This window comes from Roseateles albus, from assembly GCF_028595345.1.
In the GTDB taxonomy this organism is placed as follows: Bacteria; Pseudomonadota; Gammaproteobacteria; order Burkholderiales; family Burkholderiaceae_C; genus Paucibacter_A; species Paucibacter_A albus.
Window position 1 is genome coordinate 193,889 of record NZ_JAQQXT010000001.1, and the last position, 21,571, is coordinate 215,459.

At 62.5% G+C, this 21,571-nt stretch carries 15 protein-coding genes; 7 read left to right on the forward strand and 8 right to left on the reverse strand.

Annotated features, from left to right (window positions below; all coding sequences use genetic code 11):
* From PRZ03_RS00815 to PRZ03_RS00850, 8 genes are read right to left on the reverse strand one after another with little or no spacing between them, the layout of a single operon-like run.
* Complete coding sequence (locus tag PRZ03_RS00815; protein ID WP_273598579.1) at positions 1-900, reverse strand: alpha/beta hydrolase; 900 nt, start codon at positions 898-900, stop codon at positions 1-3.
* A complete protein-coding gene (locus tag PRZ03_RS00820) occupies positions 897-2,519 on the reverse strand; it encodes an alpha-amylase family glycosyl hydrolase (RefSeq protein ID WP_273598580.1) in 1,623 nt (540 codons plus the stop codon). Before PRZ03_RS00820 ends, PRZ03_RS00815 begins: the two co-directional genes overlap by 4 nt.
* Positions 2,501-3,394, reverse strand: coding sequence for an aldo/keto reductase (locus PRZ03_RS00825; RefSeq protein ID WP_273598581.1), 894 nt, complete (start codon positions 3,392-3,394; stop codon positions 2,501-2,503). The genes PRZ03_RS00820 and PRZ03_RS00825 overlap by 19 nt, the downstream gene beginning before the upstream one ends.
* A gap of 22 nt (positions 3,395-3,416) precedes the next feature.
* The gene (locus tag PRZ03_RS00830; RefSeq protein WP_273598582.1) at positions 3,417-5,801 is read right to left on the reverse strand and encodes a glycoside hydrolase family 13 protein; all 2,385 of its coding nucleotides are present in this window, start codon (positions 5,799-5,801) and stop codon (positions 3,417-3,419) included.
* 7 nt (positions 5,802-5,808) lie between these two features.
* Positions 5,809-6,699 carry a maltose ABC transporter permease MalG gene (gene malG / locus PRZ03_RS00835; protein WP_273598583.1) on the reverse strand — a complete coding sequence of 297 codons (891 nt, stop codon included), beginning with the start codon at positions 6,697-6,699 and terminating at the stop codon, positions 5,809-5,811.
* A gap of 9 nt (positions 6,700-6,708) precedes the next feature.
* Positions 6,709-8,304 carry a maltose ABC transporter permease MalF gene (malF, locus tag PRZ03_RS00840; RefSeq protein WP_273598584.1) on the reverse strand — a complete coding sequence of 532 codons (1,596 nt, stop codon included), beginning with the start codon at positions 8,302-8,304 and terminating at the stop codon, positions 6,709-6,711.
* A gap of 11 nt (positions 8,305-8,315) precedes the next feature.
* The gene (malE, locus tag PRZ03_RS00845) at positions 8,316-9,500 is read right to left on the reverse strand and encodes a maltose/maltodextrin ABC transporter substrate-binding protein MalE (RefSeq protein WP_273598585.1); all 1,185 of its coding nucleotides are present in this window, start codon (positions 9,498-9,500) and stop codon (positions 8,316-8,318) included.
* Entirely contained in the window at positions 9,497-10,612 is a 1,116-nt protein-coding gene (locus PRZ03_RS00850; protein WP_273598586.1) for an ABC transporter ATP-binding protein, read from the reverse strand. Before PRZ03_RS00850 ends, malE begins: the two co-directional genes overlap by 4 nt.
* Before the next feature lie 329 nt (positions 10,613-10,941).
* Between PRZ03_RS00850 and PRZ03_RS00855 the strand changes: the two genes are divergently transcribed.
* From PRZ03_RS00855 to recX, 7 genes are all read left to right on the forward strand, one after another.
* Complete coding sequence (locus PRZ03_RS00855; protein WP_273598587.1) at positions 10,942-13,398, forward strand: glycogen/starch/alpha-glucan phosphorylase; 2,457 nt, start codon at positions 10,942-10,944, stop codon at positions 13,396-13,398.
* A 5-nt stretch (positions 13,399-13,403) separates the two neighbouring features.
* Complete coding sequence (gene glgB / locus PRZ03_RS00860) at positions 13,404-15,599, forward strand: 1,4-alpha-glucan branching protein GlgB (RefSeq protein ID WP_273598588.1); 2,196 nt, start codon at positions 13,404-13,406, stop codon at positions 15,597-15,599.
* A 14-nt stretch (positions 15,600-15,613) separates the two neighbouring features.
* Positions 15,614-17,725: a glycogen debranching protein GlgX gene (gene glgX / locus PRZ03_RS00865; protein ID WP_273598589.1), complete on the forward strand. Its 2,112-nt coding sequence runs from the start codon at positions 15,614-15,616 to the stop codon at positions 17,723-17,725.
* Positions 17,726-17,735: 10 nt separating this feature from the next.
* Positions 17,736-19,253: a 4-alpha-glucanotransferase gene (gene malQ, locus PRZ03_RS00870; protein ID WP_273598590.1), complete on the forward strand. Its 1,518-nt coding sequence runs from the start codon at positions 17,736-17,738 to the stop codon at positions 19,251-19,253.
* Positions 19,254-19,403: 150 nt separating this feature from the next.
* Positions 19,404-20,450, forward strand: coding sequence for a recombinase RecA (recA, locus tag PRZ03_RS00875; RefSeq protein ID WP_273598591.1), 1,047 nt, complete (start codon positions 19,404-19,406; stop codon positions 20,448-20,450).
* A gap of 19 nt (positions 20,451-20,469) precedes the next feature.
* Entirely contained in the window at positions 20,470-20,949 is a 480-nt protein-coding gene (locus PRZ03_RS00880) for a hypothetical protein (RefSeq protein WP_273598592.1), read from the forward strand.
* A 56-nt stretch (positions 20,950-21,005) separates the two neighbouring features.
* Positions 21,006-21,488 carry a recombination regulator RecX gene (gene recX, locus PRZ03_RS00885; RefSeq protein ID WP_273598593.1) on the forward strand — a complete coding sequence of 161 codons (483 nt, stop codon included), beginning with the start codon at positions 21,006-21,008 and terminating at the stop codon, positions 21,486-21,488.
* Positions 21,489-21,571: the final 83 nt, after the last annotated feature.

Below are 21,571 nucleotides of genomic sequence, written 5' to 3' on the forward strand. Positions count from 1 at the left end.
TTATGGTCCCGGCGCGAACATCCACAACACCGCCCGCTCGAACTCGCTGGCCCAGAAGGCCTCGTTGTGGCCGGCGCCGGGCGTGATCTTCAGCGAGAGATTGGCGGGAGGGTGGCCGCCCCGTAGCAAGGCGGCGTTAACTTTCTCCACATTGCTGACCATATTGCCGCCTTCTTTTTCGCCCATCAGCAGAAAGAGCCGCGCCTCCGTCGCCGCTGGCTTGGCGGCAAAGTGATCAAGCGCAGGCGCGCCGCCGGCCCAGTAGGAGGGCGAGAACACGCCGGCCATCCCAAAGACGCTTGGGTATCGGGTGATCGCATAGTGCGAAATCAGCCCGCCCATCGAACTGCCCATGATGCCGGTGTGGGCGGGCTCAGCTTGGGTACGGTATTGACTGTCGATCATCGGTTTGACGACCTTGACGATGAAATTCAGGTAGGCCTCGCCTTCTGGCGCGCCGAGTTTCGTGTCTGGATCTGGCCAGGGATTCAACTCGGTGATGCGCTTTTCTTGGCCGTTATCAATCCCGACCACGATCAACTCCAGCTTGCCCGCTTTGGCCAAGGCATTCAAGCTCTCGTCCACCTGCCATTCGCCGGCATAGGCCGTGGCCACATCGAACAGGTTTTGGCCGTCGTGCATATAGAGCACCGGATAGCGCTTGTCGCCGGACTCAGCGTAGCCCGGCGGCAGGTAGATGCGCAGCTGGCGCTGGCGGTTCAGGCCCGGCATATCAAGCAGTTGCGGCAGCAGGGAGACGTTGGGCTGCGCAGTTGAGGCCTTAGGCGGCACGACCTTGTCGGGCGTGGCGGTGAGCATGCCGCTACCGTCGCATCCTGCGCAAGACAGGACCAGTGCGAACGAAATCAAGCGTGTTGCGTGGAACAAAGAGCTGTTCATGGAGAGACCTTGTAGACGTTGACGGACAAGGGCGCCACGGGCAATGTCAAGCGCCCCTGTGCATCAGATTGCGCAGCTGCGGCCTGGGCTGGGTAGGCTGCGATCAGCTTTGCATGAGCCGGCAGCTTGTCGAGGCCGACCTTGCTGGCCTCGGCGCCATAGTTGATCACCACCAAGTTCGTTTGCTTGCCCAGCCTCCGCTGAAAACTCAAGACCTGATCCTGCGCGCTCGGTGCTTCATAGTTGCCGCGAGCCAGCGCCGGGTTTTGCTTGCGCAACTTCAGCATCGCTTTGTAGAAGTTCAGGATGGAGGCCGGATCGGCCTGCTGGGCTTGCGCGTTATGGCTGATGATGTTTGGCGCCAGAGGGCGAAACGGTTTGTCGCTGCTGCTGAAGCCGCCTTTGCCACCGCCCGCACTCCAGCTCATAGGGGCACGCAGTGGCTCGTCACCGGGCAGGCCGGCGACGCCGGCCATGCCGATCTCCTCGCCGTAATAGATAAAGGGCGTGCCGGGCTGCAGCAGATAGGTGGCGGCCGCCAGCTTGTAGCGGGCTTCATCGCCACCCAGCTGATCCCAGACCCGCTGGCCGGCAAAGATGTCGTGATTGGCCAGCATCGTGGCCATGCTCGGCGGCGCGCTCAAGAAATAATCGGCCACGAATTTGATGGCCTCAGGCTCGCCGCGTGAGGCCTTGATGACTTGGGCTTCAAGGCCGAAGGCAAAAGCGCTGCCGCAGACCTCTTCTGCCGCGTAGACCTTTGGGTTGGCGGTGGCTTCGCAGACGGTGTAGCGATCGGGGTAGCTTTTGATCAGTGCCTGAAAATCCCGAGTCAGCTGCCGGCTCTCGGGCTGGTCATTCCAATTGATGGCGTCGTTTTCGATCATGTGCGGCACGGCATCAAGCCTAAAGCCGTCTAGCCCTCGGTTGAGCCAAAAGCGCAGGCTGCTACGGTGGTAATCCACGACGGCCGGATTGCGCAGATTGAAATCCGGCATATGCGGGCCGAAAGTGCCGAAGTAGTGAGCAGATCCTGGCTCGGTCGTGTACCAGGGGTTCTTGCCCCAGATGTCCCAGCCGATGGGCGCCGTCTTCTGCCATACAAACCAGTCGCGGTAGGGGCTCTCCGGCCCCAGCTTCGCTTGCTGGAACAGCGGGTGCGCGGCCGCGCTGTGGTTGATCACATAGTCGATGATGACGGCGATGCCGCGCTTATGCGCCTGAAGCATCAACTCATCAAAGTCCTCCAGCCTGCCATATTGCGGCTCCATGCCTCGGTAGTCCGTCGTGGCATAACCGTGATCTTTATCGGCGCTTGGGCTGATGGGCATCAGCCAGATGCCCTGGATGCCCAGCGCCTGCAAATAGTCCAGCCGCTGGATCAGGCCGCGCAGATCGCCGATGCCGTCGCCGTCGCTGTCCTGGTAGCCACGCACGAAGATCTCCATAAAGGCGGCGCCTTCGGACCAGCCCTTGGGCAAAGGCTTGACGGCCCGCGCCATCTTGTGAGGGACCGGGCTCAGATCAATCGGTGCGGCAATCGAAGTCGCAAATGCGCTGCCGAGCAGCAATAGGGGGGAAAGAAGTGCAGCGCGCCGCATCAGATCAGCCCGCCCCATGTGCCGCTTGAATTTTTATCTAGGAACGCTTGCCGCAGCCTTGACTGCTGATCGGCACCGAGCGGCCCCATCGTCAAGGCTGCCAAGTTCTGCTTGAAGTGAGCGGGCTTGGACGTGCCGACGATGCAACTGGCGATACCCGGCAGAAAGGCCGTGAATCGCAGTGCCATCGCACTGACTTCTTCTGGAGCCAAGTCAGCCGCCAAGCCTATGGCCTGCCAGCGATCCCAGTACAGACCTTCCGCGTAGTCAGCGGGGCGCTGCGCGTGGTGCCAGACCGCGCCGGCCAGCGGCCGCTTGGCGATCACGCCGATGCCACGCTTGTCCGCGAGCGGCAGGCGTGCGGCCAGATTGACCTGATCGCAAACGCTGATCGAGGTTTGCACCGCTCCAAATGCGCCACTGTTCAGCGCAAAGTCCAGCTCGGCGTTGTCGCCCGAATAGGCGGCTACACGCAGCTTGCCGGCTTTCCTGCAACTCAGCAAAGCTGCGGTCACCTCTCCTCGCTGCAGCACCGCCAGTGGGCAAGAGTGCAGATGCACGATGTCGATCTGCTCGCAGCGCATGCGTGTGAGGGCCGCGTCCACGCCTTGCACTATGCAGGCCGCCGTCCAGTCGTCCACGCCGGGGATACCGTAGCCGACCTTGGTCGACAGCACATAGTCTTGGCGCCGGTGGGCGATGTGGCGGCCTATACGTTCTTCAGACAGACCGTAGCCGCGCGCGGTGTCGATCAGGTTGACACCCAGGTCCAGCACCTCGTTCAAGAGCCGACCGGCATCTGCCTCTGTGACTCGTTCGTCGTTGATGTGCATGGCGCCGAAACCCAAAGCGCTGACGCGCAGGCCGGTGTTGCCGAAGTCTCGCAATTGCATGGGATTCTTCTTTATCTTCTTGTCAGTGACTGATCAGCACGCGGCCAAACAAGGGGGGAACGGTGATTTGAAGCTGGCCCTGGTGGTCGGCCTTCAGCCAGCGGCCGCTGAAGGCATCTTTCCAGCGCAGCCCGCGCAAATTCGGCGCTAGCTTCAGCTTGACGGTCTGGGCTTTTGAGTCGTTATTGCTGGCGCTCAGTGCCCAGGTTTTGCCGTCCTGGCGAGCCAGCACGATCACATGGGCGTCCAGGTGCAGTGGCGCTCCGATGGAACCGTGGCGCAGCACCTTGTGTTGGTGGCGCAGCTGTGTGAGCCTCCTGATATCGGCCAGCAGTGCGTTGTCGGGCTGTCCGCCGAGGTCGGCCCAAGGGTAGGTGGCGCGGTTGAACGGGTCTTCGCCGCCACCGACACCGACCTCGTCGCCGTAGTAAATCGCCGGCGCGCCGGGCAGCGTCATTTGCATAAAGCTGGCCAAGCGCAGGCGCTGTTTGGCCAAAGCCTTGGCTTCAAGGTCGCCCTCGACCTGCCAGCCCAGATGATGCAAGGCGCGCGCCTGATCATGCGAAGAGAGCAGATTCATCATCGCGAAGAAGGCCTGCGGCGGATAGGCCTCGCGCATCAACTCGATATTGGGGTACAGCTTCGTGGCATCGCCGCCGGCCGCATAGTCCAGCACGGTGTTGCGGAAGATGTAGTTCATGGACGAATCAAAGCTGTCGCCGAGCAAGAACTTGCTGGCATCGAACCAGGTCTCGGCGATCAGAAAAGCGTCCGCCTTGTGCGTCTTGATGGCGGCTCGCCATTCGCGCCAGAAGTCATCCGGCACCCAGGGCGCCACGTCCATGCGCCAACCGGCCGCGCCCAGGTCCAGCCATTGCAGCATCACCGAGCCTGGGGCGCCGTAGGCAAAGGCGCGGAAAGCCTTGGAGCCCTTGTCGAGCTCGGGCAGGTCCTTCACCCCCACCCAGCCCTGGTACTGGTCTTCGGGTTTGGCTTGGGCTGCGTCGAGCTTGAACCAGGACGCGTAGCTGGAGGCTGGGTTCAGCGCACCATCATCAAAAGCGCCGCCGGCCGGGTAGTTGCCAAAGCGGTTGAAGTAGGGCGAGTCGCTGCCGACATGGTTCAGCGAGGTGTCGGGGATCACACGGATGCCGCGCTTGGCGGCTTCGACCGTCAGACGCTTGAAGTCGGCGTTAGTGCCGAAGGCCGGGTCGACTTGGGTGTAGTCGGCGGTGTCGTATTTGTGATTGCTGGCGGCGCGAAAAATCGGCGTTATATAGATCGCGTTGGCACCCAGCGACTTGATGTAGTCGAGCCTACTTATGATGCCGGCCAGGTCGCCGCCGAAGAAGTCGTTGTTGTAGGTGTCGTCCGATCCGTCCGGCGTGCCGGGCTTGCTCGGCTTGTCCAGCCAATTGGCGTGGAACTCGACGTCCTTGTCCTGGTAGTGATCGCGGCCCGGGCGAGGGTCGTTGTCGGTATCGCCGTTGCGGAATCTCTCGGGGAAGATGTTGTAGAACACCGCGTCACGCGCCCAGGCCGGCACCTGGAAGTCGGCCGCATAGACGGTCTGGCGATAGCGCCTGATGCGCTTGGTTTGCTCGGGCAGCGGGTCCACCAGCCCTAAGCCCATGCTGCCTTTTTCACGCGTCCAATACACCGGGTCGCGCTTGTTTTGGTAGACAAAGGTCTTGCCCTTGATCTGGACCTCAAAGTGGTAGCCGTAGATGGCCGGTGCGGCAAAGCTGTGCTCGGCGCTCCAGCGCTGAAGCTTGCCCATCACCTTGCTGGCCTTCATCGGCAGACGCGTCGCCCCGCCATATTCCAGCAGCTCTTGATTGCCCTCCAGACGGCGCTTGGCAATCACCAGCGTGGCCTGCTCGATGCCGGGCAGCGCCTGGAAGCTGTAGCTCACGCGCTTGCCCGGCGTGACAGCGCCAAACGGTGATTTGTCGCGGAGGTCGCGCGAGTCGAAGCGGATGCTCAGGGCGACCGGGTCGGTGACCGTCGGCGCTGCAAGAAGCTGAGGCGCTTCGCCCGCAAAAGGGCTGATCTGCAAGCTGGCCGCGCCGCCCTCAGCGAAGCGCAGTGATAACTTGTGGCCGCCGCCAAAGCGCTCGCTGAGCGCACCGCCCTTGAGTTTCAATTCGGCCGCGCTGCCGCCAAAGTCCGCGTCGGTCGACCAGTCCTCATCGGCGATCTTGAAACTCTGCTCACCGCTCAGCTTGGCGTAAAGCTCATAGCGGTCGCACACATAGACAAAGCGGTGCTCGTCGCTGGCGCTCCAGTTGTTAAAAGTGCCGCGCAGAAACAGCTCTCGCTCGCCCAGCGGGCTGGTCTTGCAGTCAGTGGCTTGTGCCAATGCCGGCAGCAGCCCGAAAAAGAGGGCGAGGGTGAAGCGAAACATCGCCGACCTAACCCTTCACGCCACCGGCCGTCAGGCCCGAGACGATCCAGCGCTGCGCCAGCAGGAACACCAGCGTGATCGGCAGGCCCGACAAGACAGCCGCGGCGGCAAAGTCGCCCCACAAAAAGCGCTGGTCATGCAAAAAGTATTTGGAGCCCACGGCCAGAGTCAGATGGCTTTCTTCGCGCAGCAGCACCGAGGCGACCGGGTATTCGATGATGCAGCCGATAAAGGCCAACACGAACACCACCATCAGAATCGGCACTGCCATCGGCAGCAGCACCAATCGAAACGCTTGCCAATGGCTGGCGCCGTCGACCTTGGCACATTCCTCGATCTCGACCGGGATCGTCTCGAAATAGCCCTTGATGGTCCAGATATGGGTGGCCACGCCGCCCAGATAGGCGAGCACCAAGCCGCCATGGGTTTCGATGCCCAGCCAGGGGATGAAGTTACCAATCGTTTCGAAGATCGTGTAGATCGCGACCAGTGCCAAGACAGGTGGGAACATCTGCAGAAGCAGCATCGAATTCAGGATGGGCATCTTGAAGCGGAACTTCAGGCGCGCAAAGCCAAAAGCCGCCGAGGTCGAGATGGCAACGATCAGAAAGGCCGAAATCGTTGCCACCTTGATCGAGTTCCATAACCACAAAAGCACCGGGAAGGGGGGCTGCACCAGACTTCCATCGGCTGCCTGATAGGGGATGCCCAACGCCAAAGACCAATGCTCGAAACTGATCTGCGTCGGGATGATGCTGCCGGTGGCGAAGTTGCCGGGCCGCAGCGAGATGCTCACAATGGCCAGCAGCGGGAACAGCGTGATGGCCAGGAATGCCCACATCAAGGCGTGGGCCGCCCAGATTCGCCAACGTGCTTGTTTGCCTCGAACGATTGCCATGTGAAGTCCTTAAGCTTGGGCTTTGCGCATCAAGCGCAGATTGATCAAAGACATCGCCGCCACCAGGAAGAAGATCAGCGTCGAGATCGCCGCAGCGAGGCCGAAGTCGGAGCCGGAGTCCTTGAAGGCGATGCGGTAGGTGTAGGACACCAGAATGTCGGTCTGGCCGGCCGGGATCTTGGTGCTCAAGAAATCGGGTCGGCCATCGGTCAGCAGCGCGATCAACACAAAGTTATTGAAGTTGAAGGCAAAAGCACTGACCAAGAGCGGCGCCAAGGGCTTGATGACCAGAGGTGCGGTGATTTTGAAAAAGTTGGTCAGCGGGCCGGCGCCGGCAATCGCCGAGGCCTCGTACAGATCGGCCGGAATCGCCTTCAGCAGGCCGGCGCACAGAATCATGATGTAGGGGTAGCCCAGCCAGACGTTGACGATCAGCAGCATGGTCTTGGCCAGCAGCGGGTCGGCAAACCAAGCCGGCTTGACGCCGAACAGCGCGTCCAAGATGGCGTTGATTTCACCGAAGTTCTGGTTGAACAAGCCCTTGAACACCAGGATGGAAATAAAGCCCGGCACCGCGTAAGGCAGGAACAAAAGCGTGCGGTAAGTGGTGCGGCCTTTGAGGTCATCCCAGTTCAGCATCACCGCCAGCAGCATGCCGATGGACGTGGCCAGTACGACGGTCAACAAGCTGAAGATCACCGTCCAGCTGAAGATGGCCAAGAAGGGCCCGCGGAACTCTGCGTCCAGCACCATGCGGGTGTAGTTCTGCCAGCCAACGACGACCTTGAAGCCGGGCTGCAGAATTTCACCTTCAGCATTTTGAAAATTGCCGATCTCGCGGTTGGCGCTGAAGACCTGGCCGTCGGCGAGCCTGGTCAGACTGCCGTCGGCGTTAGCCTGCCAATTGCGTGTGATGGGACCGAATTCGCGCAGCCCCAGATAACGCAAATCGCCCAGACCCGCCGAAGCCGGCAATACTAATTTCAGCTGCATCAAGGCTTCGCGGTGCAGGATTAACTCGTGCAGCGACAAGGCGGGCTGCAGGGGCTGATTGGCGAAGGCTTCCATTTCGACCGCCAACTCTTTGCCCGAGTTGCGCAAAGCAAGCGGTGGCGAGACCCAGGCAGGAGTCTCATCGGCCCCTCTGAGCGCCAGGCGGAACTCCGACCCAGCGGCATGCAGGGTGAAGGGCTGGGTGAGTTCTTGCACCGCCTCATGCTGATCAAGCAAATAGTCGCGCACGCGCTGCTCGCTCAACAGATGCGCCGAGGAGTAGTTGGTGAAGCCGATCTGCGCCGTGTAAATCAGCGGGAAGGCAATGAAGATCAGCATGCCGGCGATGCCGGGGAACAAGTAGCGGTAAGCAAAGCCCGCATTGCTGACGTAGACGTAAAACGCGGCCGAGAAGAAGCTCAGGGCGCCCACAGCCCACCAGGTCTGGCCGGCGGCGTGGATCATGAAGACCATGTAGAGCGAGGCCAGCATGGCCGCGCCGGTGAGCGGCCAGCGCAAGGCCTGCAGCAAGCGCTCCAGCGCGGTGGGCGGCAGCTTGCTGTAGGCGCTGAGTGCGCCCAGGCTTGTTGATTGTTGGGGTGCGGCGTTCATGTGTTTTGTACTTATTTGGCGGTCTTCAGCAGCATGCGGGCCGAGGCGCCGTCGAGCGCATCCTTGGGGCTTTGCAGGCCGTTGGTGATGGCCTCAAGCGCGGCGTCCATCGCAGTCCAGAAGCGCCCGACCTCGGGGATGTTGGGGATGGCCTCGCCCAGTCGGGCGTTCTCCATGCTGGCGCGTATCAGCGGGTTGACCGACAACTCGGCGTAAAACGCCTTGTTGGCCGGCACGCCAATCGGCACATCGGCGTCCAGAATCTTCAGACCTTCCGGGCGCATCAGATGGTTCTCAAGGAACTCGCGCGCGATGTCTTTCTGGGTGCTCGGTGCGGCAATCATGCAGCCGAGTACGCCGACAAAAGGTTTGGAGGGTTTGCCCGCGACCACGGCTGGGATCGGCGCGACGCCGAAGTCAATCTTGGCTTTCTTGGCGTTGTCCCAGGCCCAGGGGCCGGAGATCATCATCGCCACATCGCCCTTGGCAAAGCCGCTTTCCATCTCGGCATAGCGTGCGCCCTTGGGCATATGGCCTTCGCGCAAGAGGCGGGCAATCATCTCGGCACCGGCCAAGGCGCCGGCATTGTTGACGCCGACCTGGTTGGCATCAAGCTCGCCCTTGGCGTCGCGGCCAAAGATATGCCCGCCGGCGCCGGCCAGGATGGACCAGGTGAAAAAGCTCTTGTTGTAGTCCCACAAAATCGCGTGCTTGCCTTGCTTTTGCAACTGCTTGTCGAGCGCGATCAGCGCATCGAAGGTGGCCGGCGGCGTTGCCACCAAGGCCTTGTTGTAGATCAGGCCGGTGGTCTCGATCGCGATCGGGTAACCCCAGATCTTGCCCTGGTAAGCAAAGGCCTTCCAGGCCGCTTCTTCAACTTCCTCATAGAGCTTTTTGCTCGGGCGCAAGGGCGTCAACAGGCCCGACTTGGCCCATTCGCCGACCCGGTCATGCGGCCAGCAAAAAATGTCCGGCCCCTTGCCGGCGCCGGCAGCTTGCTGGAATTTGTCGGTCGCGTCGACCGGATGCTCGACCACGACCTTGACGCCCGAGGCCTTGGTAAACGCATCGCCAACTTGCTGCAGGCCGGTATAGGCCTTGTCGCCATTGATCCAAACCAGCAGCTTGTGATTGCTGCCAGCGTGAACGGCGCCGCTCAACAGCAAGGCGAGCAGTGGGAGGGCGCTGCCTTTCATGTCGGCGTCCCGCCCAGTCGTGGCAAGGCCACGCCCGCCGCATCAAACACATAGCAGGCCTCGGGCGGCAGGCTCAGACGAATGTCCTGGCCGGCGCGGATGCGTGTGCGGCCGTCGAACTCACAAGTTAGTGCATCCTCGACGCCCGGGTAGGCGCAATAGGCATGGGTGGCGCTGCCGAGTGCTTCGACAAAGGTGACCGTGCATTGGATCGCGTTGACCGCCTCGGCCGCAGCTTCGCAAACGACGAAATGCTCGGGCCGCAGGCCCAGCGTGACCTTGTCGCCAGTCTTAGCCTTGGCTGCATTGACCGCCGCGCTGACCACCGCGCCGCTGGCCAGACGCAGCTTGGCGCCCGCAGCATCGGCGGCGACCACCTCGGCCTCGAGGAAATTCATCTTCGGCGAGCCGATGAAGCCGGCCACAAACAGATTGACCGGGTGCTCATACAGCTCCAGCGGCGTGCCGACCTGCTCGATGCGGCCGGCATTGAGCACGACGATGCGATCGGCCAGCGTCATCGCCTCGACCTGATCATGGGTCACATAGACCATCGTCGTCTTGAGCTCTTCGTGCAGCTTGGCGAACTCGTAGCGCATGCGCACGCGCAAGGCGGCGTCGAGATTGGACAGCGGCTCGTCGAACAAGAACACCTCGGGCTTGCGCACAATCGCGCGGCCAATCGCGACGCGCTGACGCTGGCCGCCGCTCAAGTCCTTGGGCTTGCGATCCAGCAGATGCTCGATGTGCAAAATCTTCGCGGCGCCGCGCACAGCGGCTTCGATCTCGGCCGGCGGCACCTTGGCCAGCTTCAGGCCGAAAGCCATGTTGTCGTACAGATTCATATGCGGGTAGAGCGCATAGCTCTGGAACACCATCGCAATGCCGCGCTCGGCCGGGGGCACCTCGTTGACCACGCGCCCGCCAATGCGCAGCTCGCCGCCGGTGATCTCTTCCAGGCCGGCGATGGTGCGCAAGAGCGTCGATTTGCCGCAACCCGAGGGGCCGACAAACACCATGAACTCGCCGTCGCGAATTTCCAGGTCGATCCCATGCAGGATCTTGACCTCGCCGTAGGCCTTGGCCACGCCGCTGAGTTGAACATCTGCCATATCTTTGTCTCACGCCTTGTCTTATCTTGGAGGCAATATACCGTTCAAGATGTAGTTTAACAACAGCAAAACTACCTAGGAGCCAGGACTTTGTGGCGGCAAGCCTAGGTGTGAGTGATAAATTGGGGCTTTCACTATGTAGTGAAACTACACAAAATCCTTGGAGTAGGCGATACTTTGGTTCAAGCAGCCATCGCCGAGGGCTTCTTGCCTCGCTAAAGCAGTGCAGCCTGCAAGCTCCGCTGCGATCAAGACCGATTGTCAAGGCCATGAATTCGACCATGCAAAAAATTGCCCCAAGTATCAACAGCGCAAAGAGCGCCAGCCCTATGACTTCCAACGCAGTCCAAAAAGCCGCCCTTAACGAACAATTTGCACTGGCCTACGGCGCTGAGCTGGCGCAGGCGAGCCAGCCCACAGCGGCCGTTGCCATGCGGGCCGCCGCGACAGCGGCGCGCGGCTTGTTGGCCGAGCGCTGGGCGCGCACGCAGGCTGAGGACGCCGCGCGCGACTCGGTGCGGGGTGCTGCGCATCCGGTGCGCCGTGTGCATTACCTGTCGATGGAGTTCTTGATGGGGCGTGCCTTGTCGAACGCGCTGGCCGCGCTGGGGCTTGAGCCCGAGCTGAATCGGCTCGTGGCCGCGCAGGGTCAGCAGCTTGGCAATGTGCTGGAGCGTGAGCCCGACGCGGCGCTCGGCAACGGCGGCCTGGGCCGCCTGGCAGCGTGCTTTCTGGACTCGTTTGCCGAGTTGGGCCTGCCTTCCTTCGGCTATGGCCTGCGCTATCAATACGGCATGTTTGCCCAGGCGATTCAAGACGGCCGCCAGGTCGAGGCGCCGGATGACTGGATGCGCCTGGGTCAGCCCTGGGAAGTGCCGCGCGCCGATGTGCGCTATGCGGTCGGCTTTGGCGGCCGGGTCACGGTGGATGAAGCCGGCCAGCGCCATTGGCTGCCGGCCGAGCAACTCGAAGCGCAGGCCTTTGACTTCATTGTGCCGGCACACCACAGCGAGCGCGTTTCGACGCTGCGCCAATGGCATGCGACTGCTGCCGCGCCCATCGACTTCAAGGCCTTTTGCGCCGGCGACTATGCCGGCGCGGCCCGCCACCGCGTCGTCGCCGATGCGCTGAACTGGGTGCTTTACCCCGACGACAGCAGCGAAGCCGGCCGCGAGCTGCGCCTGAAGCAAGAGGCCTTCCTGGTCAGCGCCTCGCTGCAAGACGTGATCGCCCGCCATTTGCGCGAAGCGGGCAGCTTGGATGGCTTAGGGCTTGCCAATGCAATTCATCTGAACGACACCCACCCGGCGCTGGCCCCGGCCGAGCTGATGCGCTTGCTGCTGGACGAGCACGGCCTGGGCTGGGATGCCGCCTGGAAGATCACGCGCCAAGCGGTGTCTTACACCAACCACACCTTGATGCCCGAGGCGCTGGAGACCTGGGCGTTGTCTCTGTTCGAGGCGCTGCTGCCGCGCCATCTGGAAATCATTTACGAGATCAATGCGCGCTTCCTGGCCGAAGTGCGGGCCAAGTTCCCTGGCGACGACGCCTTGCTGGCGCGCGTGTCGCTGATCGATGAGGGACGCAATGGTGGCGAGCGGCGCGTGCGTATGGCGGCCTTGGCCATCGTCGCCTCGCACCGCGTCAACGGCGTGGCCGCGCTGCATTCGGAGCTGATGGTGCAGACCATTTTTGCCGACTATGCCGCCATCTTCCCCGGCCGCTTCCATAACGTCACCAATGGTGTGACGCCGCGCCGCTGGTTGCAGCAGGCCAACCCGCAGCTCTCCACCTTGCTGGACGCGCGTATCGGCAAGGGCTGGCGCCAAGATCTGGCTGAGCTGCGCGCCCTGACGCCGGCCGCCTCGGATGTCGCCTTCCGCCAGCAGTTTCAGGCTGTCAAACTGGCCAACAAGCAGCGCCTGGCGGACCTGATCCGCCGCGAAGTCGGTGTGCAGGTCGACCCGAACAGCCTCTTTGATGTGCAGATCAAGCGCATCCATGAATACAAGCGCCAGTTGCTGAATATCCTACATGTGGTGGCGCGCTATCAGGCTATCTTGGCCAATCCTGACGCCGCCTGGGTACCACGCACCGTCATCATTGCCGGCAAGGCGGCCAGCGCTTATGTGATGGCCAAGTCCATCATTCAGCTGGCGCACGATGTGGCGCGCGTGGTCAATAGCGACCCGCGTGTCGGCGACAAGCTCAAGCTCGTCTATCTGCCCAATTACGGCGTTAGTCTGGCCGAGGTGATCATCCCGGCGGCCGACCTGTCCGAGCAAATCTCTACCGCCGGCACCGAGGCTTCGGGCACCGGTAATATGAAGTTCGCCCTCAATGGCGCGCTGACCATTGGCACCTGGGACGGCGCCAATATCGAGATGGCCCAGGCCATGGGTGAGGAGAATATGTTCGTCTTCGGCCTGCGCACCGAGGCGGTCGCGCAGATCAAAGCGCTCGGTTACGACCCGCGTCTGTATATGGAACAGAACGCGCAGCTCAAGCGCGTCATCGACAGCATCGCCGGTGGCGTGTTCTCAAGCGGTGATGCGGGGCGCTACCGCGCCTTGACCGAGATGCTCTTGAACCGCGACAACTACTTGCTGATGGCGGACTTTGCCGCCTATGTGGACAAGCAGTTGGAAGTGGACGCGCTCTATGCGCAGCCCGAAGCCTGGGGCGCCAAGGCGATTTTGAATGTGGCTGGCATGGGGGACTTCTCCAGCGATCGCACGATCGCCGAGTACGTTGACCGCGTCTGGTCGGTCGCCAGCCTGGGCTGAACGTGATGTTGGCGCAGCGCGACGTCGATCAGTTGCTGGGCGGGCGGCATGCCGATCCGTTTGCGGTCTTGGGTCTGCACGCAGAGGCAGACATGGCCGAGGCGGGAGGCCGCCTCTGGCTGCGCGCGCTGCTACCGGGCGCGCGCTCGGTGGACTTGCTGGAGGCCGGCAGCGACAAGCTGGTTGCCAGCCTCAAGCTGCGTCTTCCGGACGGGCTGTTCGAAGCACCGGCCGGGCGCCGCCGCAAGCGCTTTGATTACCGCCTGCGCGTGTGCTGGGGCGATGGCAGCGAGGGTGTTTATGCCGATGCTTATGCCTTCGGTCCGCAATTGCCCGAGCAAGACCTGAGCCTGTTGGCGCGCGGCGAGCACCCGCGGCCCTTCGAGGCGCTGGGCGCCCATCCTCTTATCTTGGGTGATGTCGCCGGCGTGCGCTTTGCGGTCTGGGCGCCGAATGCCAGCCGCGTCAGCGTGGTCGGCAGCTTTAACGGCTGGGACGGAAGGCGCCACGCAATGCGGCGGCGCCACGAGAGCGGCGTGTGGGAGATTTTTGTGCCGCATGTGGCGGCGGGCGATCTCTACAAGTTCGAGCTGCTGGATGCCGGGGGGCAGTTGTTGCCGCTGAAGGCCGACCCATTTGCCCGTGCCGCGCAGCTGCGGCCAGACACGGCCAGCATCGTCGCCAGCGCCTTGTCGGCGCCCAAGGCCTTGCCGGCCGAGCGCGCGGCGGCCAATGCGCGCTCGGCGCCGATCTCGGTTTACGAAGTGCATGCCGCCTCCTGGCGGCGCGGCGCGGCGCAGTTCCCGACTTGGGATGAGTTGGCCGAGCAGTTGCCGGCCTACGCCGCCGAAATGGGCTTCACGCATTTGCAGCTGATGCCCATCAGCGAGCACCCGTTTGATGGCTCCTGGGGCTATCAAACGCTGGGCCTGTATGCGCCCAGTGCACGCTTCGGCCCGCCCGAGGGTTTTGCCCGTTTTGTGGCGGCCTGCCATGCGCGTGGCTTGGGGCTGCTGCTGGACTGGGTGCCGGCGCATTTCCCCGCCGACGCTCATGGTTTGGCGAATTTTGACGGCACGCAACTGTACGAATATGCCGACCCGCGCGAGGGCTTCCATCGCGACTGGAATACGCTGATCTACAACTTTGGCCGCAACGAGGTGCGCCAATTCCTGGTCGGCAATGCGCTGTACTGGACCGAGCGCTGGGGCGTGGACGGCCTGCGCGTCGATGCGGTCGCGTCCATGCTTTACCGCGACTATTCGCGCCCGGCCGGTGAGTGGGTTCCGAATAGCGAAGGAGGGCGCGAGAACTTTGAGGCGATCGCCCTGTTGCGCCGCATGAATGAGCAATTAGGTCAGGCCTCGCCAGGCGCCATTACCATGGCCGAGGAGTCGACCAGCTTCCCCGGCGTCTCGGCGCCGACCTCGGCAGGCGGCCTAGGCTTTCACTACAAATGGAATATGGGCTGGATGAATGACACGCTCAAATACATGCAGGAAGACCCGGTTCACCGGCGCTGGCACCATGACAAGATGACCTTCGGCCTGGTCTATGCCTTCAGCGAAAACTTTGTGCTGCCAATCTCGCATGACGAGGTTGTGCATGGCAAGGGGGCTATGCTGAACAAAATGCCCGGCGACGCCTGGCAGAAGTTCGCCAATCTGCGCGCCTATTACGGCTTTATGTGGGGCCATCCGGGCAAGAAGCTGCTGTTCATGGGCCAGGAGTTCGCTCAAAGCAGCGAATGGAATCATGACGCTGAATTGCCATGGGCCTTGCTGGAGCAGCCCGCGCATGCCGGCGTGCAGCGCTTGGTGCGCGATTTGAATACCCTTTACCGCGCGCAGCCGGCGCTGCATCGGCTTGACTGCGAGGCCGCCGGTTTCGAGTGGCTGGACGCAGCGGACGCCGAGCATTCGGTTTTGGCCTGGCTGCGCAAAGACGAGGGCTCAGCACCACCGGTCATTGTTGTGAGCAACCTCACCCCAGTGCCGCGCCATGGCTATCGTCTGGGTGTGCCGGCCGGCTATGCGATCTGGACTGAAGCCCTGAATACCGATTCTGCGCATTACGGCGGCAGCAATATGGGCAATCAAGCCGGACAGCTGCGTGCTGAGCCCGTGGCCACACAGGGCCAAGCGCAGTCGATTGTGCTGAGCTTGCCGCCGCTGGCCTGCCTATTTCTTGTGCCTGCTTGAGACCCTGTTGATTTATGTCTGCATTGCCAACAAAACTTTTGCCCGGGCGCCACGAGCCACTGGGCGCCACGCCGCGCGACGGCGGCATCAACTTTGCCGTGTTCTCGGAAGGTGCAACGCGCATCGAGCTGTGCATCTTCGATGCTTCGGGCCAGCGTGAGCTGCGTCGCTTTGACTTGCCGGGCCATGACGACGCGGTCTTCCACGGCTTCTTGCCCGGCCTCGGCGCGGGTCTGGTCTACGGCCTGCGCGCCCACGGCCCCTACGCGCCCGAGCATGGTTATCGCTTCAACGCGCATAAGCTGCTGCTCGATCCCTATGCGCGCGAGATCGTCGGCCATTTCAATTGGGGCCCCGAGCAGCATGGCTATGAGCTGGGTCATCCGGACGGCCCGCGCTCCTTCGATACGCGCGACAACGCGCTACAAGCGCTGAAGGCGCGGGTGGCGCCAGGTTTGGAGCCCGCCAGCAGCCCGCGCCTGAATGCGCCGCGCCATGCGACGGCCGATTTGGTGCTGTATGAAGTCCATGTAAAGGGCTTTTCCAAGCGACTGCCGGGCCTGCCGGCCGAGCTGCAGGGCACTTATGCCGGCCTGGCGCATCCGGTCGCGCTGGCACATTTCAAGGCCTTGGGCGTGACGACCCTGTCTCTGCTGCCGGTCCACTTCCACATCGATGAGCCGCATCTGGCCGACCTGGGCAAGCCCAATTACTGGGGCTATAACAGCCTGGGTTTTTTCAGCCCGGACCCTGGTCTGGCGCAGGCCCGGCACCGGGACGACCCGAGCGCCGTGCGGGAGGAGTTTCGTGCGATGGTGCGCGAGCTGCACGCGGCCGGGCTGGAGGTGGTGCTGGACGTGGTCTACAACCACACGCCCGAGGGCAATGAGTTCGGCCCGACCCTGAGCTTCAGGGGCTTGGACAACCGCAGCTATTACCGTCTGGTTGCCGATGACAAAAGCCGTTATGAAAATGTCAGCGCCTGCGGTAATACCGTCAACTGCGCCCATCCACGTGTCGCGCAGCTGGTGCTGGACTCGCTGCGCTACTGGGTCGGCGAGATGGGCGTCGACGGCTTCCGGTTTGATTTGGCCCCGGTGCTGGGCCGCACCCACCATGGCTTTGACCCGCAAGCGGCATTCTTTACCGCCTTGCGTCAGGACCCGCTGCTGGCCGGCGTGCATCTGATCTCGGAGCCCTGGGACGCCGGCCATGAGGGCTACCAGGTTGGGCGCTTCCCGGGCCGCTTTCTGGACTGGAATGACAAGTTCCGCGACGCGGTGCGCGGCTATTGGCTGCGCTCGGACAAGCCCAGTGTCGGTCGTGGCGAGCTGGCGCGGCGCTTCATGGCTTCCAGCGATCTGTTCCACCACGGCAGCCGCCGGCCCAGCGCCTCGGTCAATTTTGTCTCTGTGCATGATGGTTATGTCTTGGCCGATGTGGTGAGCTTCTCGACCAAGCACAACCACGCTAACGGCGAAAACAACCGCGATGGACGTGATGGTGAGCTGTGCGCCAATTTTGGGTTTGAGGGGCCGAGCGATGACGCCGCCATTCGCGCAACTCGCTTGCGCGTGCGCCGCGCCATGCTGGCCACGCTGCTGCTGGCCCAGGGTACGCCGATGCTGTGCGCCGGGGACGAGATCGGCAACAGCCAGGGCGGCAATAACAATGCCTATTGCCAGGACAACGCGACGACCTGGCTGAGCTGGGCCGAAGCTGAAGCAGATACGCAAGCTTTTGTCGCGCAGCTCTTGGCGCTGCGCCGCCAAGAGCCTTTGCTGCGCCATGACGCCTGGTTTGCCTCGGCCCGGGAAGACGTCGGCGACGCCGCCGCGCGCCTGCGCTGGTTCACGCCGGCGGGCCTAGAGATGCAGCAGCAAGACTGGTTTGATGCTTCCAGCCATGCTTTCGCGGCGCAGATGTTCGAGGCCGGCGCCAGCCAGCCGCGTCTGATGGTGGTGTTCAACCCCGAGCCTCAAGAGCTGGCCTTCAAACTCTGCGGCGGCGCCTGGCGCTTGGCGCTGGACAGCAGCGGCGTGCTGCCAGCCACGGATCAAATTTTCCACACAGGTCAGACAATGACCATCCCCGGGCGCAGCTTGCTTTTGCTGCGTCATGACTGAGAAAGCAACGATGAACCTCAATCAACGCTCCGCTGGTGTGCTCTTGCACATCACTTCCTTGCCCGGCCCGCATGGCATGGGCGACTTCGGTCCCGACGCTTATGCTTTTGTCGATTGGCTGCACAGCGCCGGCCAGAGCATCTGGCAGTTGCTGCCGACCACGCCGATCGGCCCCGGCGATTCGCCTTACCAAGGCGTATCGGCCTTTGCCGGCAGCCAGTGGATGGTGGCGTTTGAACCGCTGATCGCCAAAGGTTGGTTGGCGCCGCCGCATTTGCCCGCCGACGGCTTTAACGCACAAGTAGCCGATTACGGCCGCGTGCTGCCTTGGCGCGAGCAGCAGCTGCGCTTGGCATCGGCAGGCTTCTTCGCCAAGGCCAGCGCCGAGGACCGCGCGGCTTTTGCCGCCTGGTGCGAGGCCCAAAACGATTGGTTGGACGACTACGCGCTCTTCATGGCGATCCGCTCTCCGCTGAATGGTCTGCCCTGGTGGAGCTGGGCACCGGCCTTGGCGCGGCGCGAGCCTGAGGCCTTGGCCGCAGCGCGGCTCAGCCATGCCGACGAGTACCGCTTCTGGCAGTTTGTGCAATGGGCGTTTGACAGCCAGATCGGCGCGCTCAAGTCCTATGCCAATAGCAAGGGCGTGTCCATCATGGGCGACCTGCCTATCTTCGTCGCGCATGACAGTGCCGACTGCTGGTCGCGCCCCGAGCTTTATCACCTAGATGAGAACTTCCAGACCACGGTCGTGGCCGGCGTGCCACCCGATGCGATGTCGCTGGAAGGGCAGCGCTGGGGCAACCCTCTTTACCGCTGGGAGGCCATGGCGGCAGATAACTACAGCTGGTGGACGGCGCGCGTCAAACGTGCGCTGAGTCAGGCCGATGTGTTCCGCATTGACCATTTCCGGGGCTTTGCCGGCTATTACGAAATCCCGGCCAGCAGCCCCGATGCAAAGCAAGGCCAATGGATCACCGGCCCCGGCCAGGCCTTGTTCGACGCCATAGCGGCAGCGCTCGGCGCCTTGCCCATCGTCGCGGAAGACCTGGGCTTCATCACGCCGGATGTGCATGCGCTGCGCGACGGCTGCGGTTTTCCGGGTATGAAGATCTTGCAGTTCGGCTTTGGCGGCGACGCGACGCATGAGTTCTTGCCGCATATGTGGCCGCGCAACTGTGTGGTCTATACCGGCACCCATGACAACGACACCGTGCGTGGTTGGTGGGACAAGGCTGCGCCGCATGAGCGCGCCTATGCCGGCGCCTACCTGGCTTGCGGCGAGCAGGATGTGCACTGGGCGATGATTCGCGCCTGCTGCAATTCGGTCGCCAATTTGGCGGTGTTCCCGCTGCAAGATGTTTTGGGCCTGGGCGGTGAACACCGGATGAATGTGCCCGGCGTCTTGGGTGGCAACTGGAGCTGGCGCTTCACTTGGTCGATGTTGGGGGCCGAGCCGACCCGCGTGCTGGGTCTGATCTCGGCGGCCAGCGGGAGGGCGCCGATTGGCTTGCTGAAATTGCCAGCCTAAGCCAGGAGTTTTTCTGGATGTAGCTCACCCTATGAGCTACTGGCTTTGTACGATGGATGAACTTGCTGGTCTTTTGGCTGCAATCTCAAAAACTACTGTACAAAACCTCAGGTTGCGCCATAATTCGGCCAGCTCATTCAGGAGAACTTCATGGACGCCCCAGTCAAAACCGCCAACACCGTCAACCCAGAGAAGGCCAAGGCCTTGCAGGCCGCGCTCAGCCAAATCGAAAAGCAATTTGGCAAGGGCTCCATCATGCGCCTGGCCGATGGCGAGGTGATCGAGGACATTCAGGTCGTCTCTACCGGCTCTCTGGGCCTGGACATCGCGCTGGGCGTTGGCGGCCTGCCGCGCGGCCGGGTGGTCGAGATTTACGGCCCAGAATCCTCGGGCAAGACCACGCTGACGCTGCAGGTGATCGCCGAGATGCAAAAGCTCAGCGGCGTTTGCGCCTTCATTGATGCCGAGCATGCGCTGGACATTCAATATGCGCAAAAGCTTGGCGTCAATCTGCAAGACCTGTTGATCAGCCAGCCCGATACCGGCGAGCAGGCGCTCGAGATCGTCGACGCGCTGGTGCGCTCCGGCGCGGTCGACCTGATCGTCGTCGACTCGGTCGCGGCCTTGACGCCCAAGGCCGAGTTGGAAGGTGAAATGGGCGACTCCTTGCCCGGCTTGCAAGCCCGTTTGATGAGCCAGGCGCTGCGCAAGCTGACCGCCACCATCAAGAAGGCCAATTGCATGGTCATCTTCATTAACCAGATCCGCATGAAGATCGGCGTGATGTTCGGCAGCCCCGAGACCACTACCGGCGGTAACGCGCTGAAGTTCTACGCCTCGGTGCGCTTGGACATCCGCCGCATCGGCTCGATCAAGAAGGGCGATGAAGTGATCGGCAGCGAAACCAAGGTCAAGGTGGTCAAGAACAAGGTCGCGCCGCCGTTCAAGACCGCCGAATTCGACATTCTTTACGGCGAAGGCATCAGCCGCGAAGGCGAGATCATCGATATGGGTGTGATCGCCAAGGTGGTCGAAAAGTCCGGCTCCTGGTATGCCTATAACGGCGAAAAGATCGGCCAAGGCAAGGACAATGCGCGCGAATTCCTGCGCGAGAACCCCGATATCGCGCATGAAATCGAGAACAAGGTGCGCGACTCGCTGGGCGTGCCCCTGTTGGCAGGCACGGCCGCTGCTTGAGCTTCGTAAGGCACCGAGCATGAGCGGTCCAGCCGCCGATCTGAATCTGGTGCAGCGCTTTTGGGCGCTGTACCAAGCGCGCGAATGGGCCGCCGCGCAAGCCTTGCTGCATCCGGAAGCCTGTTGCCAATGGTGGGCGACGTCTGAGCGCTTCGAGGGCGCTGTGGCCATCGTCCATGTCAATGCCGTCTACCCCGAGGGCTGGACGATTCATCTGCTGGAGTTGAATGCGCTGGGCGCTGCGGGGCAAGCGTCGGCGTCAGCGGACGCGCAGTCGCGCCGGCGCGTGCACAGCTTGGTGCGGGTTGATCATGGCGCTCAGTCTTTCTACGCCAATAGTTTCTTTGGCATTGAGCGAGACTTGATCGTCAGCATTGACGAGTATTGGTCGGATACGCAGGCGGCTCCTGCTTGGCGGCAGAACGGCAGCTTGCCGGGTTTGATTCCAATGGCAGTAGATCAGCGGCAGGGCCTGTCGCTGCAAGTCGCTGCGTCCTGATAGAACTGAAGTGGCCCCGCCTTGCTGCGGGCCCGCCATGCGCTGCGCAAACAGAAATGAAACCGCTGTCCTTGAAAATGCGCGCCATTTCCCTGCTGTCCCAGCGCGAGCACAGCCGAGTCGAGCTTCGCCGCAAGCTACAGAACATTCAGCGCAAAGCTGCTCCGGCCGCTGAAGGCGAGCCGAGCCTTGTAATGGATGCCCAGGCCGAACTCGACTTGTTGCTGGACTGGCTGCAGGCTCAAGGCTATCTGAGCGATCAGCGCTTTGTCGAGTCCCGGGTGCATGCGCGAGCCTCGCGTTATGGCAACCTGCGTATCAAGCAAGAGTTGGCTCAACATGGGCTGAGCCTGAGTGCCGAGGCAATGTCCGAGCTCAAGGCGGCCGAGCTTGAGCGCGCCAAAATCATCTACTTACGCAAATTCGGAGCCCATGCGCCGCCTGACGCAGCGGCCAAGGCCAAGCAGATCCGCTTCATGACGGCGCGCGGCTTCAGCCCCGAAACGATTCGAAAGCTGCTGCGTTGGGACGACGATTGATGCTTGTCCAGCCTCACAACATCGCGCAAAAAGCCAGGGTTCATGCCCGTCTTGACAGTTTCGCGAAAGCCTTGCGGCGGCGC